Genomic DNA, 16,412 nt, shown 5'->3' on the forward strand with positions numbered 1-16,412 from the left:
ATGCTGCGTCGTTGGAGCGCGCCGCGCCATGCCGGACCCGGCAAGGCGCGCGTCAACGCGCACTGCCTGGCCAGTAGCGGTCTGCCGTCGGACGGGCGGTTGCGGCTGCTCAGCTTCAACATCCAGGTCGGCATCAGTACCGAGCGCTACCACCATTACCTGACGCGCAGCTGGCAGCATCTGCTGCCCCATCCGGGGCGGGCGGGCAATCTGCAGCGCATCGGTGAGGTGCTTGGCAACTACGATCTGGTGGCGCTGCAGGAGGCCGACGGCGGCAGCCTGCGTTCCGGCTACGTCAATCAGGTCGAGCACCTGGCTCATTTGGGTGCGTTTCCCTATTGGTATCAGCAGCTCAACCGCAATCTCGGGCGGTTCGCCCAGCACAGCAATGGTGTGCTCAGTCGTCTCGAACCTCAGGGTCTGGAAGATCATCCGTTGCCCGGGCCGTCGGGGCGTGGGGCGATCCTGCTGCGCTTCGGCGAGGGGCCGGACGCGCTGGTGGTGGTGATGATGCACCTGGCGCTGGGTGGCGGGGCGCGGACGCGCCAGCTGGCCTACATTCGCGAGCTGATCGGCGGCTACCGCCATCAGGTCCTGATGGGTGACATGAATACCCACGCCAACGATCTGCTGGAAAATTCGCCGCTGCGTGATCTCGGCCTTCTGGCGCCGCAGATCGAAGCGACCTTTCCGAGCTGGCGACCGCAGCGCTGTCTGGACCACATCCTGCTCAGCCCCAGCCTGACGCTCGAGCGCGTCGATGTGCTGGCATTGCCGATTTCCGATCACCTGCCGGTGGCCGTCGAGATCAGACTGCCTGATTCGCTGCAGGCCGATTCCTTGCCGGTTCAGGTGAAAGACACGAAATGAGCGACGAAGCCGAACGCTGGAAGGAAAAGTATCTTCAGCTCGTCGAGCGCCAGGACCAGCTGGAAGCCCGCTGGGAACAGCGCGTGGATCTGCTACGGCGCAGTCTGGTGCGCAGCAGTCTGGCGGTGGAAGGTGCCGACCCCGCGGTCGAGCGCTGTCTGCATGCGATGCGTGAGGTGCTGCGCGAGGGCGATCTGGACGATGGCCTCAGCCAGTTGGTGCCGCGTCTGGAAAAGGCCGTACTCGATTCCGAGCGGTATCGGCAGGAGCGCGCGGTGCGGTTGACCGAGGCACTGCATCGCCTGGTCGCCCAGCTGCTGGCACTCTCGCCTCCGCCGGAACTGCGCAAGCCTATCAAGCGCTTTGCCAAACAGCTGGACCAGCGCGCCGCTCAGCTCCGCGAGCTGCCGGGGCTGCTTGGTGAGTTGAGTGTTTTGCAAGGCCAGGTGCTGACGCTGCAGGAGGATGCCGCGCCGCAGCAGGGTGGATTTCTGAAGCGCCTGTTCGGTGGCCGGGACAGCCAGTTGGCGGCGATCCCGCTCGAGACGGCGATTCCGGCTGGGCTGTCAGCTCCCGCAGAGGTGACGCTCGCGGCCGAGGCGGTTGTCGGTGGCGAGACGGCCGTTGCGTCCGCCGCGACCGAAGCGGTCGTGGCGGTCGTGGCGCCAATCTTGGCCGAGCCGGCGAACGACGAGCAGCAGGCAGTCGAGCCCGTTTCATCAGCGGCCGAGCCCGACGCGGACGCGGTCGAAGCTGGGGCCGATGCCGAGCTGCCGCCGGTGGCCGAGCCGCTGCCGCCGGAGTCCGCCTACGCTCTGCCGGACTCCCCCGAGCCGGCCTTCAGCGTTGTGGCTGATCGCGTGGAGGCGACGCTCAGCAATCTGCTCGACAATCTGCATCTGCCCGAACAACACCAGCCGCAGCTGCAGACGCTGCGTGCGCGTATCCAGCACGGATTGAACTGGTACGAGCTGGTGCCGGTGCTGGACGACCTGGCGATGCTGATGATTGCCTTCAGTGATCAGGGCCAGCGGGATTTCGAAAGCTATCTGCAGACCTTGAACGAGCGTCTCTCGGCAATGCAGGAGAATCTGCTCGCCGCGCACCAGGGCCACAGCGAAGGGCGCGATGCGGCGCAGGCGCTGGACGAGGAGCTGCGCGAGCAGGTGGGTGGTCTGCAGCACAGCATGCGTCAGGCCACTGATCTGACCAGTCTGAAGAAGGTGGTGGAGGCGCGCCTGGACGGGCTGCTGGATACGGTGGATACCTATCGCCAGCAGCGTAGCCAGCAGGAGCAGAAGCTCGGCGAGCGTCTGCAGCAACTGGTCAGTCGGGTCGGCAGTCTCGAACAGGCCGCGCGCGGCCTGCGCGGCCATCTGGAAGAGCAGCGGCAGAAGGCGCTGCAGGACCCGCTGACCGGGCTACCCAACCGTGCGGCCTGGAACGAGCGTCTGGATCTCGAGTTTGCCCGCTGGCAGCGCTACGGCGGCGACCTGCTGCTGGCCGTGCTGGACGTCGATCACTTCAAGCGGGTCAATGACGGCTACGGCCACCTGGCGGGTGACCGAGTGCTGAAGATCATCGGCAGTGAATTGCGCAAGCGCCTGCGCAAGACCGACTTCATCGCCCGCTTCGGTGGAGAGGAATTCGTCGTGCTGCTCCCCAACACCCCTTACGAGGCGGGGCAGCAGCTGATGGATGCGCTGCGCGATTCGATCAGCAATTGTCCGTTTCACTTCAAGGGCGAGCGCATCGTCATCACCCTGTCCGCTGGCCTAACCGCATTCGGCGAGGACGATACCACCGAGCGTGCATTCGAGCGGGCTGACGGCGCGCTTTACCGCGCCAAGAACGCGGGTCGCAATCGCGTCGAGCTGGCCTGACCGGCCGGCATGGCCACTGGCGGATCGCCCGGTATAATCACGACCCTTCTTCGCACTGGCCCGAGCTGCTGCGCATCTGCGTCATTTCGCCGTCGACACAGAGGTCGTCCCGATGAAAGCCATCACCGCCATCCTGATGCTCTTGCTGCTGGCCGGCTGCGCCAGTGGCCCGCGTATCGACACCAGTCATAGTTCGATCGGCCATGACAGCCGCAGCCAGTTCATCGTGCTGCACTACACCTCAGCCGATCTGCCGCGTTCGCTGGAGCTGCTCAGCGGTCGCGACGTCAGCAGTCACTACCTGATTGGCGAATCACCGGCGACCATTTACCGGCTGGTGGACGAGAACCGGCGTGCCTGGCATGCCGGTGAAAGCGAATGGAATGGCCGCACCTGGCTCAACGCCACCTCGATCGGCATCGAACTGGTCAATCGCGGCTACGTCGAAAGCGCCGACGGACGCCGGCTCTGGCATCCCTACTCCGACGCACAGATCGACGCGCTGGTGGTTCTGCTCAAGGACATCATGGCGCGTCATGAACTCAAGCCGGGGGCCATCATCGGCCACAGCGACATTGCCCCGCAGCGCAAGGTCGATCCGGGGCCGCTGTTTCCGTGGAAGCGTCTCGCCGACGAAGGTCTGGTGCCCTGGCCCGAGGCTGGCGCGGTAGCCGTGGAACAGATGCGTTATGCATCCGAGGGCCTGCCGCCGGTCGTCTGGTATCAGGATGCCTTGGTTGCTCAGGGCTACCGGGTCCCACGGCACGGGCATCTGGATGCCGAAACGCGCAACGTCATCGCGGCCTTTCAGATGAAGTATCGGCCGGCGCGTTTCGACGGCGAGCCTGATGCCGAAACCGCTGCGATGTTGCAGGTGCTCGCCAACCAGGCGAAGCGCTGAGCTCAGTAGGCGGTGGTGCCGATCAGCCGGGAGTCTGCCAGCGCCGCGCTGCGATGCTCGGCAGCGGCCTGATAGTCGCGGTCACCGATCATCGCCAGAAAGGCTTCCTTGGATGGATAGCTGACCAGCAGCAGGTCATCCCATTGCTCGTCAGGCGGGGCGATCAGCGCCGCATGGGCCTTGGCGCGAACCTCGACCGCGCCGCCGCTGGCCTGCACCTTGGCCAGCGCCACCCGGCTGTAGCGCGCATAGGCTTCGCGGCCGCTGCAGGGGCTGTGCGGGCTGCCCGCCGGATAGGTTGCCTGGTCGTTATAGCGCAACAGGTTGAGCATCAGGATCGGAACCCCGGATGGCATCGACGCCGCGTAATCGGCGAGCTGCTCGGGGCTGGGGTTCAGGCTCGGCATGGGCTTTCCTCGAAGGTGCGCTCAGATCGGCAGCGCGACGTAGAAGATGGTGCCGTGGCCGATCCGCGAATGCACGCCGATGCGACCACCATGCAGCTGAGCGATCTCCTTGCATAAGGCAAGCCCCAGTCCGGCGCCGCCACGGCGTCGGCCGATCTGCACGAATGGCTCGAAGATTCTCGCCTGCTGGCTGTAGGGAATGCCCTCGCCGTTGTCCTCGACACTGAGGATCATCCGTTCGCCATGGTGGCGGGCCAGCAGTCGCACCTCGCCGCCCTTCGGCGTATGGCGCAGGGCATTGCTGAGCAGGTTGTCCATAACCCGTTCGATCTGCTGGCGGTCCAGCATCAGCGTTGGCAACGGTTGTTGCAGCTCCAGCTTGAGCTGCACGTCCTGCTCGTTGGCCGCCACCTCGAAGCGTTGACGGGCAGCCTCGAGCAGCTCGGGGATGTCGCACTGCTCCAGCTCGAGCTTCTGCTGGCCGCTCTGGTAGCGCGAGAAGTTCAGCAGGTCGTTGATCAGCCGCACCAGGCGCTGCATCTCCTCGTGCACGGTATCGAACAGGTCCGACTCGCGGCTGCCGGCCGGGTAGCGCAGGCGTTCGCGCAGCAGACTGAAGGCCATCTGCATGCCGGTGACCGGCGTGCGCAGTTCGTGGGAGGCGCGCAGCACGAATTCGTTGCGCACGCGCTCGAAGGTGCGCTGATCGGTGACATCGTGCAGAACCATGACCGCACCGCTGATGCTGCCGTCGTGATGGCTGACCGGGCTGATGCGCCAGGCCAGCAGGCGGCGTTCGCCGTCGGCTTCGATGATCAGATCCTCGGGTGGATCGGACAGCGACTTGTCGTCCAGCACCTGGCGCGCGGCGTTGTCCAGTTCCGGATGGCCCAGCGCTTCGCCCAGCGTGGAACCCAGGTGTTCGTTTTCCCAGGCGAGCTGGCGCTGCGCCACCGGGTTGGCGTGCTCCAGGCGTCCGTCACGGTCGATGATCAACAGGCCGTCGTCGATGCTGTCGAGCAGGGCCTGCAGACGCTGCTGGCCGTTGACCAGTGCTTCGACATTGGTTTGCTTGAACTCGTGCAGGGCCTGCGCCATCAGACCGAAGCGCCGGCTCAGGGACGACAGCTCGGCGATCGGCGGTGTCGGCAGGGAGATGTTGAAATCGCCGCGCCCGATCTGGTCGGCCGCTGCGGACAGCCGTTCGATCGGCTCGCCGAAGCGCCGCGCAAAACTGTGTGCGGTGATGAAGCCAATCAGCAGCACGGCAATCGCGGTCAGGCCCAGCAGTCCTGCCAGCAGCGAAGCGCGATCGCGGCTACGCAGCTCGGTGTCGCGAATCTTGTCGTAGGCCGCGCGCTGCATGTCGCTCATCAGGCTGCGTACCTGATTGAAGGCCTGGCTCAGCGAATTGTCCTCCAGCAGCGTCCAGCTCTGGTGTCGCGCTGCATCGAGCTCTTCGATGAATCTGGCGTAGGCGCTGGCAACTGCCTGGAAGGCCTGACGGTCGGTGTCGTCACTGGCTTCGGCGATGCCGCGCTCGAGGGTTTGCTGAAAGGTCTGACGCACTGCGTCCAACGCATCGAGGTTGTGATCCTCGGCCAGCATGACGATGAGGTGGTTGCCCAGCGCCTGACGCAGCTGCTGATTGATCTCGATGATGCTGAAGTTGTTGCGGATCAGCTGTTCCTGGCTCTTGGCCATCTGCATCACGCTGACCAGTGCCAGCAGCAGGCCGAGCAGGGCGACCGTCATCAAGGCCGAGAACCCGAGGAATAATCGGGTCCGCAGCTTCATCTGGAGTTTCATAGGCCGTACTGCTTGCGTTTTCGGTAGAGGGTTGAGGCGTCGATACCAAGGATGCGGGCAGCCTGCTCGAGCGTGTCGCTGGTGCTCAGCACGCCGGCGATATGCGCTTTTTCCAGTGCCTCCAGGCTCAGCGGTTCGCCGATGCGTGGCGCATTGCTGCCAACCTGCTCACCGAGGCCCAGGTGGCTGACCTCGATCATCTGCTGCGGGCAGATGATGCTCGCGCGCTCCACGACGTTACGCAGCTCGCGGACGTTGCCCGGCCAGCGATAGGTCTTCAGCGCCGCAATCGCGGCATCGCTGAAGCCACGTGCCGGGCGGCCGTAGTTTTTCACGAACGAAGCGAGGAAACGTTCGGCCAGGGCAAGCACATCCTCCGGCCGTTCGCGCATCGGCGGCAGATTGAGGGTGATGACGTTGAGGCGATAGAGCAGATCCTCGCGGAACTTGCCTTCGCGCACCATCTCTTCGAGGTTCAGGTTGGTCGCTGCGAGAATGCGCACGTCTGCGCGGCGCGTGACCGGATCGCCGACCCGTTCGTATTCCTTGTCCTGAATGAAGCGCAGCAGCTTGGGTTGCAGGGCCAGCGGGAAGTCGCCGATCTCGTCGAGAAACAGCGTGCCGCCGTCGGCCTGGTTGACCCGCCCCAAGGTGCTTTCGGTGGCTCCGGTGAAGGCACCGCGATTGTGTCCGAACAGCTCGCTTTCCATCAGGTCGGCTGATAGTGACGGGCAGTTGATGGTGACGAAGGCCTTCTTCGAACGTCGGCTCCAGGTGTGGATCGCGCGTGCCAGTTCGCCTTTGCCGGTGCCCGATTCGCCGAGGATCAGGATGTTGGCGTCGGTGTCGGCGACCTGGCGTGCGGTTTCCAGCACGGCCATCATCGCCGGACTGTGCGAGCCCAGAGCGTCGCTGCGCTGTTTGATCTCGCCTTCCAGCGCTTCCAGGCGGGCAGCCATCTGGCGCACTTCCAGCTGCTTGGCGGCGGACAGGCGAAGCTGTTCAGGACTGCAGGGCTTGAGCAGGTAATCGGCCGCGCCGGCCTGCATCGCATCGACGGCGGTGTCCACCGCCGAGTGGGCGGTGACGATCACCACGCGCATCCAGGGCGCCAGCATGCGCATCTGCTGCAGTACATCCAGGCCGTTGTCTTCGCCCAGGCGCAGATCCAGAAAGCACAGATCGAACACCTGGCGCTGCAGGATGGCCTCGGCCTGGGCTGCGCTGGCTGCGGTCATCACCGTATAGCCACGGTCCTCCAGGCAGTAGCGGAAGGTACGCAGGATCGCCGCTTCGTCATCCACCAGAAGGATGCGTCCGCCGTTGTCCGTCGTTTGGTCCATGGATGCTCCCATCAAAAAAGGCGAATTCGGTCGCTGAAAATTTCGATTATGGCGTTTCGAGCGCTGGAACGCGCCGTTGCGTTGCTGGCGAGTGCTTTAGTCTCTGAAAAGCCTTGCAAGTTGCACGGTGCAGACACGGCTTTCCTGCATGCTGCATTCCGCCGCTATCGATGCCTCACTGCAAGTAGCTGATTTGCCTCCGTTTGCCTTGCAGGCCCCGCTGGCATGGGCCTTGCGACCCTAGGAAAAGCGCGTCGTTTCCCGCCTTGGGCCGCAGGCGCAGCCGCAAATTCAAGCAGGAGGTCCCATGAACCAGTCCATGAATCAGCTTAACGAGCTCATCGAACTGACCCGCGACGGGCAGCGTTTCTACCAGCACGCCGCCGAGGAAGCAAAGGACGTGCAGCTGCAGCACCTGTTTCGTGACCTGGCCCAGGCCAAGACACAGATCATCCAGGCGCTGAGCGTGAAAGTCGCTGCTCATCACGAGCAGCCGTCGCAAGGTGGAACCTTGACCGGCCGCATGCGCGAACTCTACGCCGACGCGCGCTCGCGCATCGGCGATCACGATACCGCCTACGTCGACCAGTTGGAGCAGACCGAAGCGCACATCCTGCGCGCCTTCGAGGACGCCATTGGCGCTGCCGAGCCGGATGTCCGCGCCTTGCTGGCCATCGAGCTGCCCAAGTTGCGAGCGTGCCATGAGCGGATGCGCCAGTTGAAGGACGCTCGCCATTAATGGTCGTGCAAAACGCCCGGGCCGCTGGGGGCTCTCATGCAAATTGAGTTGCGGGCGGCGCTTGTTAAATACTTAAGTAATTGATTTATAAGAATTTTATAGCGCCGTTCGGCTTGGCACGGCCCCTGCAATAACCCTAGCAACGAAACAATGTCGCCACGCTTAGAAGGAGTTGAGGATGAATCGCCAAGGCCGCTTTTCATTAGCCAGCAAGGGTTTCCTCTCGGCTGCGGTAGTCATGCTGATCATGGGGGCCGAGCGCCCAATGTCACAACCGCTCAGCCAGGCGCAACAGAATTCTGCGGAACGAATCGGCATGTATGACGCTCAACCTATTGAGCTCACGCGGACCGGCCAACAGCCGCAAACCATCGACTATCGCCAGGCGCCTGCCGAGCAGCGCTGGGTGTTTTGAGCAACGAAGGGGACGTGCAAGCGAGCCAGCAGGGATGCGTAAAGAAATCGATGCTGATCGGGCTGATCTGATCCGCTGAGAACCGTTCCTGAACCAAGAGGAGTCACACCATGCTGAGTTGGGCTATTACATTCCTGATCATCGCCATCATCGCTGCGGTACTGGGCTTCGGTGGTATCGCAGGCACCGCAACGGGTATCGCCAAGATCCTGTTCGTAGTCTTCCTGGTGCTGTTCGTGGCATCGCTGATCTTCGGCCGCGGTCGCGGACCGCGCGTTTGATGCATCGATGGCCGCCCGCAAGGGCGGCTGCATTCTGGAGAGGCAACGGCATAGGAAGCCATATTCGCCGGGTCATGTTCGGCAATCGAAGATGATCCAGAGCGGCGCAGAGCGTGAGGCTTTGCGCGCTCACCCCTCAGCGGGGGGAACCAGGGGGTCGGGTTGTTCTGCTTGCGGAGTGACCTAGGGGTACAGGGAGTACCCCCTTCATCGGACCGGGTTCTGTGTGGCTGCGGCCAGGGGTGGTTTCACCCCTGGCGTGCAGCAATAACCTCGACGCATTCCTATCGTCACACCTCCAACTCCCTTCTGCGATTGCTACCCGTTCTGCGGGTGACCCCTGCCGTCTGGCACCGCTATCATCGCGTCCAGCTTTGACGGGAGAACGACATGCTCAACGGCCTCTGGCTGGGCTTTTTTCTGGTTGCCGCGGTTGCCGCCCTGGGGCGCTGGCTGATCGGTGGCGATCCTGCTGTGTTTGCGGCATTGGTAGAAAGCCTGTTCGCCATGGCGAAACTGGCCGTGGAAGTGATGATCGTGCTGTTCGGCACGTTGACCCTGTGGCTGGGCTTTCTGCGTATCGCCGAAAAGGCCGGGCTGATCGAGCTGCTGGCGCGCCTGCTCGGGCCATTGTTCCGTCGTCTGATGCCTGAAGTGCCCGCAGGCCATCCGGCGCTGGGACTGATCACACTCAATTTCGCTGCCAACGGCCTGGGGCTGGACAATGCCGCCACGCCGATTGGTCTCAAGGCGATGCGCGCATTGCAGGAACTCAACCCACTGCCAAGCGTGGCCAGCAATGCGCAGATCCTGTTTCTGGTGCTCAATACCTCCTCGTTGACCCTGTTGCCCGTATCGATCTTCATGTATCGCGTGCAGCAGGGCGCGGACGATCCGACCCTGGTGTTTCTGCCGATTCTGCTGGCCACCAGTGCCTCATCGCTGGCGGGCCTGCTGGCCGTTGCGCTGATGCAGCGGTTGCGATTGTGGGACCCGGTGGTGCTGGCCTACTTCATCCCTGGCGCGTTGCTGCTCGGTGGCTTCATGGCGCTGCTCGCCGGGCTGTCGGCGACCGCCCTGGCCTCGCTGTCGTCGTTGCTCGGCAACCTGACCCTGTTCGGCCTGATCATCGCCTTCCTGGTCGTCGGCGCGCTGCGCAAGGTGCAGGTATACGAGGCGTTCGTCGAGGGGGCGAAGGAGGGCTTCGACGTCGCCAAAAGTCTTTTGCCCTATCTGATTGCCATGCTCTGCGCCATCGGCGCGCTGCGGGCATCCGGCGCGTTGGATCTTGGTCTTGAAGGCATCCGTTGGCTGGTCGAGGCGCTGGGTTGGGATACGCGCTTCGTCGATGCCTTGCCCACGGCGCTGGTCAAGCCGTTCTCGGGCAGTGCGGCACGGGCGATGCTGATCGAAACGATGCAAAGCCAGGGTGTGGATAGCTTCCCGGCGCTGGTGGCCGCGACGGTACAGGGCAGTACCGAAACCACCTTCTATGTGCTGGCGGTGTATTTCGGTGCGGTGGGCATCCAGCGGGCGCGTCATGCGGTGGGTTGCGCGCTGGTGGCGGATCTGGCCGGGATCATCGCGGCGATCAGCGTGTGCTACTGGTTCTTCGGCTAAGCGACCGGACGCCAGGACTGCGCCGTCCAGCGCGCGGCGGCGCTAGTCAGCGATAGCATTTTCCGGACAAAGAAAAACCCCGGCCACGCTTGTGCATGGCCGGGGTTTTCAGGTGCCTGGCGCCGACGGGATCAGCGTTGCCTGCGACGCCGCTGCATCCAGACGATCAGCGCGAACAGCAGGAAGCCCGGTGCCCACATGAGCTCCTTCGGCCAGCGATCGGTCGGTGCGCGCACCGAGAGGATCTGCTGATCGAACTCCAGACCGGCGTCGGCCGCCGGGCTGCCGAAGGTGACGCTGTCGACCAGCAGTTTGCCGTCCTCTTCGTAAGTCAGCAGGCCGATCTTCTCCAGCTTCTCCTCGCCCGAGGCGCCGTCCGGGATCGCCAGCAACAGGACGAATTCGCGCGGGTCACCCACGGCGTCTTCGCCCAGCACGCGCAGGCGCAGCTGACTGTCCTCGTCGACGTTGCCCAGGGCCTCGACCAGCTGCGCCGGCGGAATCTCCTGGTAAGGGTCGTGGATCATGTCCATCCAGAATCCCGGGCGGAACAACGTGAAGGCGACCAGCAACAGCAGCACGCTTTCGTACCAGCGGCTGCGCACCAGGAAGTAGCCTTGGGTGCCAGCGGCGAACACCAGCATGGCGATGGTCGCCACGATGAAGATCAGCACGCCGTGCCAGAAGTCCACGCCGATCAGCAGCAGGTCGGTGTTGAAGATGAACAGGAACGGCAGCGCCGCGGTGCGCAGGCTGTAGTAGAAAGCCGTCACCCCGGTTCGGATCGGATCGCCCTTGGACACCGCCGCCGCTGCGAACGAGGCCAGGCCCACTGGTGGTGTCACGTCAGCCATGATGCCGAAGTAGAAGACGAACAGATGCACCGCGATCAGCGGCACGATCAGGCCGTTCTGCTGCCCCAGCGCCACGATCACCGGCGCCAGCAGGCTGGACACCACGATGTAGTTGGCGGTGGTTGGCAGGCCCATGCCGAGGATCAGGCTGAGGAACGCGGTGAGCAGCAGCATCAGCAGCAGGTTGCCCATCGACAGCAGTTCGACCAGATCGGCCAGCACCAGGCCGACGCCGGTCTGCGACACGGCACCGACGATGATGCCGGCCGCTGCGGTGGCGATACCGATGCCGATCATGTTGCGTGCACCGGCGATCAGGCCCTCGCGCAGGTCGATCACGCCGTCGAGGAAGGTGCCGTCCGGGTGGCTGCGGTCATGACGCATCCACGACAGCAGCGGGCGCTGGGTCAGCAGGATGATCACCAGCATCACCGAGCCCCAGAAGGCCGAGAGGCCGGGCGACAGACGCTCGATCATCAGGCACCAGACCAGCACCACCACCGGCAGCAGAAAATGCAGGCCGGAGAGCAGTACCGGACGGGTTTCCGGCAGCTTTTCCAGCGGCATGTTCGGGTCTTCATGAGGCAGCGGCGGGTTGCTCGCGGCGATCTTCAGCAGGCCGAGATAGACCACTGCCAGCAGCGCGCCGATTACCCACAGCGCCGAGTCGCCGAGCAGCGGTTTGAGCCAGCCGAGGCCGTAATAGACGCCCAGGGACAAGCCGGAAATCAGCGCGGCGCCGAAGACGAAGCCGATCAGACGCTGCATCCAGGGTTTGGCGACGTTGGCTCGTGGTAGAGCCTGCAAGCCGAGTTTCATCGACTCCAGATGGACGATGTAGATCAGCGCGATGTAGGAGATCAGTGCCGGCAGGAAGGCATGCTTGATCACTTCCACATAGGGAATGCCGACATACTCGACCATCAGAAACGCCGCGGCACCCATCACCGGCGGCATGATCTGGCCGTTGACCGAGGAGGCCACTTCCACTGCGCCGGCCTTTTCTGCCGAGAAGCCGGTGCGCTTCATCATCGGGATGGTGAAGGTGCCGGTGGTTACCACGTTGGCGATCGACGAACCGGAGATCAGGCCGGTCATGCCGGAGGCCACCACAGCGGCCTTGGCCGGACCGCCACGGAAATGTCCGAGCATGCTGAAAGCCAGCTGGATGAAGTAATGCCCGGCTCCGGCGCGTTCGAGCAGGGCGCCGAACAGCACGAAGAGAAAGACGAAGCTGGTGGACACGCCCAGCGCGATGCCGAAGACGCCTTCGGTGGTGATCCACTGGTGGTTGGCCAGGGCGGTGAAGCTGACGCCGCGATGGGCCAGCAGGCCAGGCATCCACGGGCCGGCGACGCTGTAGACGAGAAATACTAGGGCGATGATCGCCAAGGGTGGGCCGAGGGCACGGCGCGTGGCTTCCAGCAGCAGGGGAATACCGATGCAGGCGGTCACCAGATCCATGGTGGTCAGGTTGCCGGGGCGCTGCGCCAGCTGCGAATAGGCGATGAACAGGTAGGCCGCACTGGCTGCGGCGACCAGGCCAAGGGCGATGTCGACCAGCGGTACGCGATCACGCGGCGAACGTTTGAATGCGGGGTAGGCGAGAAAGGCCAGCAACAGGGCGAACGCCAGGTGAATCGAGCGGGTTTCGGTGTCGTTGAGCACGCCGAAGCCGAGGACGAACGGCAGTGGCGAGGCGATCCACAATTGGAACAGCGACCAGAGCAGCGCAAGCCCGGCGATGACTGCGGCCATCGGCCCCGCAGGTGAGCGCGCGCCGACATCCTGGGCGATCAGTTCCTCGGTGGACAGTTGTTTGTCTTGCATGAAATGAGGCCTGTTTTTCAGGTAACGGAACCGCGAAAACCCGTGGCCAACCGGCGCACGGGTTCTCAGCGAGGCATCGCAGCGATCAGGGCCGCCTCAGCGAGGCAGCCCTGGCGAGCCTTACAACCAGCCGCGTTCCTTGTAGTAACGCTCCGCGCCTTCATGCAGAGGCGCGCTCAGGCCGACTTCGATCATCTCTTCCGGCTTCAGATCCTTGAATGCCGGATGCAGACGCTGGAAGCGCTCGATGTTCTCGAACACCGACTTGACCAGCTGGTAGACCACTTCGGCATCGACCTTGGAAGTGGTGGACAGCACGGCCTTGCCACCGATGGACTGGGTCGCCTGGTCGTTGCCTTTGTACAGACCGCCCGGGATCTCGGCCTTGGTGTAGTAGCTCTTCTCTTCCAGCAGCTTGTCGATCTCAGGACCGGTAATCGGCACCAGCACCGCATCGGTGGTAGTGGTCGCTTCCTGGATCGCGCCATTGGGGTGGCCGACGAAGTAGGTCATGGCATCGATGTTGTTGTCGCCCAGCGCGCTGGCCTGTTCGGCCGGCTTCAGCTCGGCGGCCAAGGAGAACACCGACTGGTCCCAGCCCTTAACCTTCATGATCTCTTCGAGGGTGTCGCGCTGGCCGGAACCGGGGTTGCCGATGTTGACGCGCTTGCCCTTGAGGTCGTCGAGGCCCTTGATGTTGGCGCTGCGGCGGGCGAGTACGGTGAAAACCTCGCTCTGCAGGGAGAAGACTGCACGGAGGTCGTCCATTTTCCCTTCTTTCTCGAAGGGGGCGACGCCTTCCATTGCCTTGTACTGGTGGTCGGACTGCATGATGCCGAAGTTGAATTCGCCACTGCGCAGGCCGTTGACGTTGGCTACGCCGCCGCCGCTGGCCGGGGCGTTGCACTTGATGTTTTCCGCATTGCGGTTGACGAAGCGGCAGATCGATTGCCCGGCAACGTAATAAACGCCGGTCTGGCCGCCAGTGCCGATGGTGACGAACTTCTCTTGCGCCTGTACCACTCCGCTCAGGCCGGTTCCCGCCAGAGCAGCGGTAAAGATCCATGCCAAGGATTTGCCTTTCATGGATGCACTCCTTTTTGGTTGTTTTCGGATTCCCGGGCATCCCTTGTGAGTCTGCGCGGAACTTGAGTCTAGCAGGCGCCCGGCTCGGGAACAGCCCGAAGCTTACGGACCCGTCTCTCCGATCCGTTAGTTCCGCGCCCATTGCTAGGACCGGTTCGGTTGACAGTGGTTGCGTGCAGCAGCCCCGGATTTTATTGTTCATAAATTGTGCATGATGATTCGGTTGTACAGGATCTATGCACCTCAATGGCCAGAAAAACCGACCAAAGGCCTAGGACTTCAGTCGCATTGTGGGTCGTCCTGCCTGATAGCATGATGCCACCAGTCTTCAGGCATGAAGGCATGCTGCTCGGACAGGGCCAGGGGCCTGACGAACGAAGCGCCAACAGGGATCACCGCAGGAGGTGAGTCGTTGCTGGCGCTTTTTTGTGCCCCGTCGCATAACAACAAAAACGATACAGAGACCCGCTTGGCCGTCTAGAGCAGGGACATCGTCGCAAGGCGAGCAAGGCAAGGAACGCACGAAGCACTGTGGTGCATCGATCGAGACGTCCTCGGCGGAACAGAACAACCGTTCGCCTTGCTCACGAGACCCGCCATGCGCATGAATCTTCCGGTCACCGGCCGCGACGTTTCCTTCAGCGAGACCGCCAATATCCTCTCCACCACGGATCTCAACGGTGACATCACCTATGTGAATCCGGATTTCATCAAGATCAGCGGCTTCGAAGAAAGCGAGCTGATCGGTCAGCACCACAACATCGTCCGGCATCCGGACATGCCCACCGAAGCCTTCGCCGATCTGTGGGGCAGCGTCCGTGGTGGCAGGTCCTGGATGGGCATGGTGAAGAACCGCTGCAAGAACGGTGATCACTACTGGGTCAGCGCGTTCGTCACGCCGATCAGCCGCAATGGCCGGGTTATGGAATACCAGTCGGTACGCACCAAGCCGCAGCCGGCCCAGATTGCCGCCGCCGAACGGTTGTATGCGCAGTTGCGCGACAAGCGCACACCGGTCGCATTGCGCCGCAAGCCGCTGAGTGCCCGCAGTCGGGTCGCAATGTTCGCCGCGTTGGGCGCAGCGCCATGCGTCGTTGCGGGCGGCCTGCTGGGCGGCGCTGGCGTCGCCATCGCCCTGGCTACCGCAGCGGTCGCCGCCTTGGGCGCCGGCGGCTTGGCCTATCTGGCGCTGGCGCCCTTGCAGCGGCTCGCCGAACAGGCGCGCCAGGTTGGTGACAACCCGGTGGGTCAGCTGATCTACGCCGGTCGCCGTGACGAGTACGGGCAGATCGCCTTTGCAATGAAAATGCTGGAAACCGAGGCCGGCGCCATGGTCGGCCGGATCGGCGACGCCTCGCGCCAGCTCAGCCAGCATGCCCATGAGCTGCTAGGCGCAATGGACAGCAGCACGCAAAGCGCGTCCCGTCAGCAGAGCGAAACCGATCAGGTGGCTACGGCGATCAACCAGATGGCCGCCAGCGTGCAGGAAGTGGCGAACAACGCCCAGCGCACCGCCGAAGCTGCCAGCCGTGCCGATAGTGAAACGGCAACCGGCACCGAGGTGGTTAATCGTACGGGGGCCGCCATCGGCCAGCTGGCCCAGGATATCCAGCAGGCCGGCGATGTGATCCATGAGCTTGAAGCGCACAGCAACGACATCACCAAGGTGTTGGACGTGATCCGTGGCATTGCCGAGCAGACCAACCTGTTGGCGCTGAACGCGGCGATCGAAGCGGCGCGTGCCGGCGAGCAAGGCAGGGGGTTCGCCGTGGTGGCCGATGAGGTACGCAATCTGGCCTCGCGTACCCAGCAGTCGACCCAGGAAATCAACGGCATGATCGGCGCGCTGCAGGGCGGGGCGCGCCAGGCGGTAGAAGTGATGCAGCGCAGCCGTGAGCAGGCTATGCAGAGCGTCGAACACGCCGCTCAGGCGGCGCGCTCTTTGCACGGCATCAACAGCCGGGTCACTGAGATCAGTGAAATGAGCCAGCAGATCGCCGCGGCGGTCGAGCAGCAGAGTGCGGTCAGCGAGAACATCAATCAGAACATCGTGAGCATCCGTGGCGGCTCCGATCATCACGTCGCCAACGGCCTGCGCAGTCGGCAGAGCGCATCGGGTGTCGCCGAACTGGCCAACAGTATGGAGGTACTGGTGCAGCAGTTCTGGACGCGCCGACGCAGCTGATGCACGCCGCGATGCACCGCAACGGTGCATCGGCGGAGCTAGCGTGTACGCCTGAATCGACAGGCTTGTTACGGCGATCAGGCGTAGGCAAAATGCCATCAGTTTCGCATTTTGCGAAAGTTGCTTTACCGCTCAGGACAACCGGACCTGATAGCTAAGGCGCCCGCCGTGACACCCGCAAGGGATGTA

The 16,412-nt window shown here is 63.6% G+C and carries 13 protein-coding genes; 8 read left to right on the forward strand and 5 right to left on the reverse strand.

The annotated features are described in order from the left end of the window. From BHD08_RS01330 to BHD08_RS01340, 3 genes are all read left to right on the forward strand, one after another. Window positions 1-870, forward strand: coding sequence for an endonuclease/exonuclease/phosphatase family protein (locus BHD08_RS01330; RefSeq protein ID WP_015275201.1), 870 nt, complete (start codon window positions 1-3; stop codon window positions 868-870). Next, window positions 867-2,753 carry a diguanylate cyclase gene (locus BHD08_RS01335; protein WP_125020549.1) on the forward strand — a complete coding sequence of 629 codons (1,887 nt, stop codon included), beginning with the start codon at window positions 867-869 and terminating at the stop codon, window positions 2,751-2,753. The genes BHD08_RS01330 and BHD08_RS01335 overlap by 4 nt, the downstream gene beginning before the upstream one ends. Window positions 2,754-2,865: 112 nt before the next feature. After that, window positions 2,866-3,654, forward strand: a complete 789-nt coding sequence (locus tag BHD08_RS01340) for an N-acetylmuramoyl-L-alanine amidase (protein ID WP_125020550.1) — start codon at window positions 2,866-2,868, stop codon at window positions 3,652-3,654. 2 nt (window positions 3,655-3,656) lie between these two features. Here BHD08_RS01340 and BHD08_RS01345 read toward each other — a convergent pair whose 3' ends face one another. From BHD08_RS01345 to algB, 3 genes are read right to left on the reverse strand one after another with little or no spacing between them, the layout of a single operon-like run. Next, complete coding sequence (locus BHD08_RS01345) at window positions 3,657-4,061, reverse strand: DUF1330 domain-containing protein (protein WP_015275204.1); 405 nt, start codon at window positions 4,059-4,061, stop codon at window positions 3,657-3,659. Window positions 4,062-4,082: 21 nt separating this feature from the next. After that, complete coding sequence (locus BHD08_RS01350) at window positions 4,083-5,870, reverse strand: KinB sensor domain-containing domain (protein WP_015275205.1); 1,788 nt, start codon at window positions 5,868-5,870, stop codon at window positions 4,083-4,085. Continuing rightward, window positions 5,867-7,213, reverse strand: coding sequence for a sigma-54-dependent response regulator transcription factor AlgB (gene algB / locus BHD08_RS01355; protein ID WP_125020551.1), 1,347 nt, complete (start codon window positions 7,211-7,213; stop codon window positions 5,867-5,869). Before algB ends, BHD08_RS01350 begins: the two co-directional genes overlap by 4 nt. A 307-nt stretch (window positions 7,214-7,520) precedes the next feature. Between algB and BHD08_RS01360 the strand changes: the two genes are divergently transcribed. The 4 genes from BHD08_RS01360 (at window position 7,521) to BHD08_RS01375 (ending at window position 10,268) form a co-directional block, all read left to right on the forward strand. Further along, window positions 7,521-7,952, forward strand: a complete 432-nt coding sequence (locus BHD08_RS01360; RefSeq protein ID WP_015275207.1) for a PA2169 family four-helix-bundle protein — start codon at window positions 7,521-7,523, stop codon at window positions 7,950-7,952. Window positions 7,953-8,130: 178 nt separating this feature from the next. Next, the gene (locus BHD08_RS01365) at window positions 8,131-8,367 is read left to right on the forward strand and encodes a hypothetical protein (RefSeq protein ID WP_015275208.1); all 237 of its coding nucleotides are present in this window, start codon (window positions 8,131-8,133) and stop codon (window positions 8,365-8,367) included. Window positions 8,368-8,477: 110 nt separating this feature from the next. Further along, a complete protein-coding gene (locus BHD08_RS01370) occupies window positions 8,478-8,648 on the forward strand; it encodes a DUF1328 domain-containing protein (RefSeq protein ID WP_003282841.1) in 171 nt (56 codons plus the stop codon). A gap of 390 nt (window positions 8,649-9,038) precedes the next feature. Continuing rightward, window positions 9,039-10,268, forward strand: a complete 1,230-nt coding sequence (locus tag BHD08_RS01375; protein ID WP_015275209.1) for a nucleoside recognition domain-containing protein — start codon at window positions 9,039-9,041, stop codon at window positions 10,266-10,268. A 131-nt stretch (window positions 10,269-10,399) separates the two neighbouring features. Here BHD08_RS01375 and BHD08_RS01380 read toward each other — a convergent pair whose 3' ends face one another. Both BHD08_RS01380 and BHD08_RS01385 read right to left on the reverse strand, forming a co-directional pair. Continuing rightward, on the reverse strand, window positions 10,400-12,952 hold the full coding sequence (locus BHD08_RS01380; RefSeq protein WP_125020552.1) for a TRAP transporter permease: 2,553 nt from the start codon (window positions 12,950-12,952) through the stop codon (window positions 10,400-10,402). 120 nt (window positions 12,953-13,072) lie between these two features. Further along, window positions 13,073-14,038, reverse strand: a complete 966-nt coding sequence (locus BHD08_RS01385) for a TAXI family TRAP transporter solute-binding subunit (RefSeq protein ID WP_125020553.1) — start codon at window positions 14,036-14,038, stop codon at window positions 13,073-13,075. 598 nt (window positions 14,039-14,636) lie between these two features. On the opposite strand from BHD08_RS01385, the gene BHD08_RS01390 reads away from it, so the two are divergent. Then, window positions 14,637-16,223: a PAS domain-containing methyl-accepting chemotaxis protein gene (locus tag BHD08_RS01390; RefSeq protein WP_125020554.1), complete on the forward strand. Its 1,587-nt coding sequence runs from the start codon at window positions 14,637-14,639 to the stop codon at window positions 16,221-16,223. The last annotated feature ends 189 nt before the right edge of the window (window positions 16,224-16,412 follow it).

This window comes from Pseudomonas sp. SCT (genome assembly GCF_003864275.1).
Lineage (GTDB): Bacteria > Pseudomonadota > Gammaproteobacteria > Pseudomonadales > Pseudomonadaceae > Stutzerimonas > Stutzerimonas stutzeri_AE.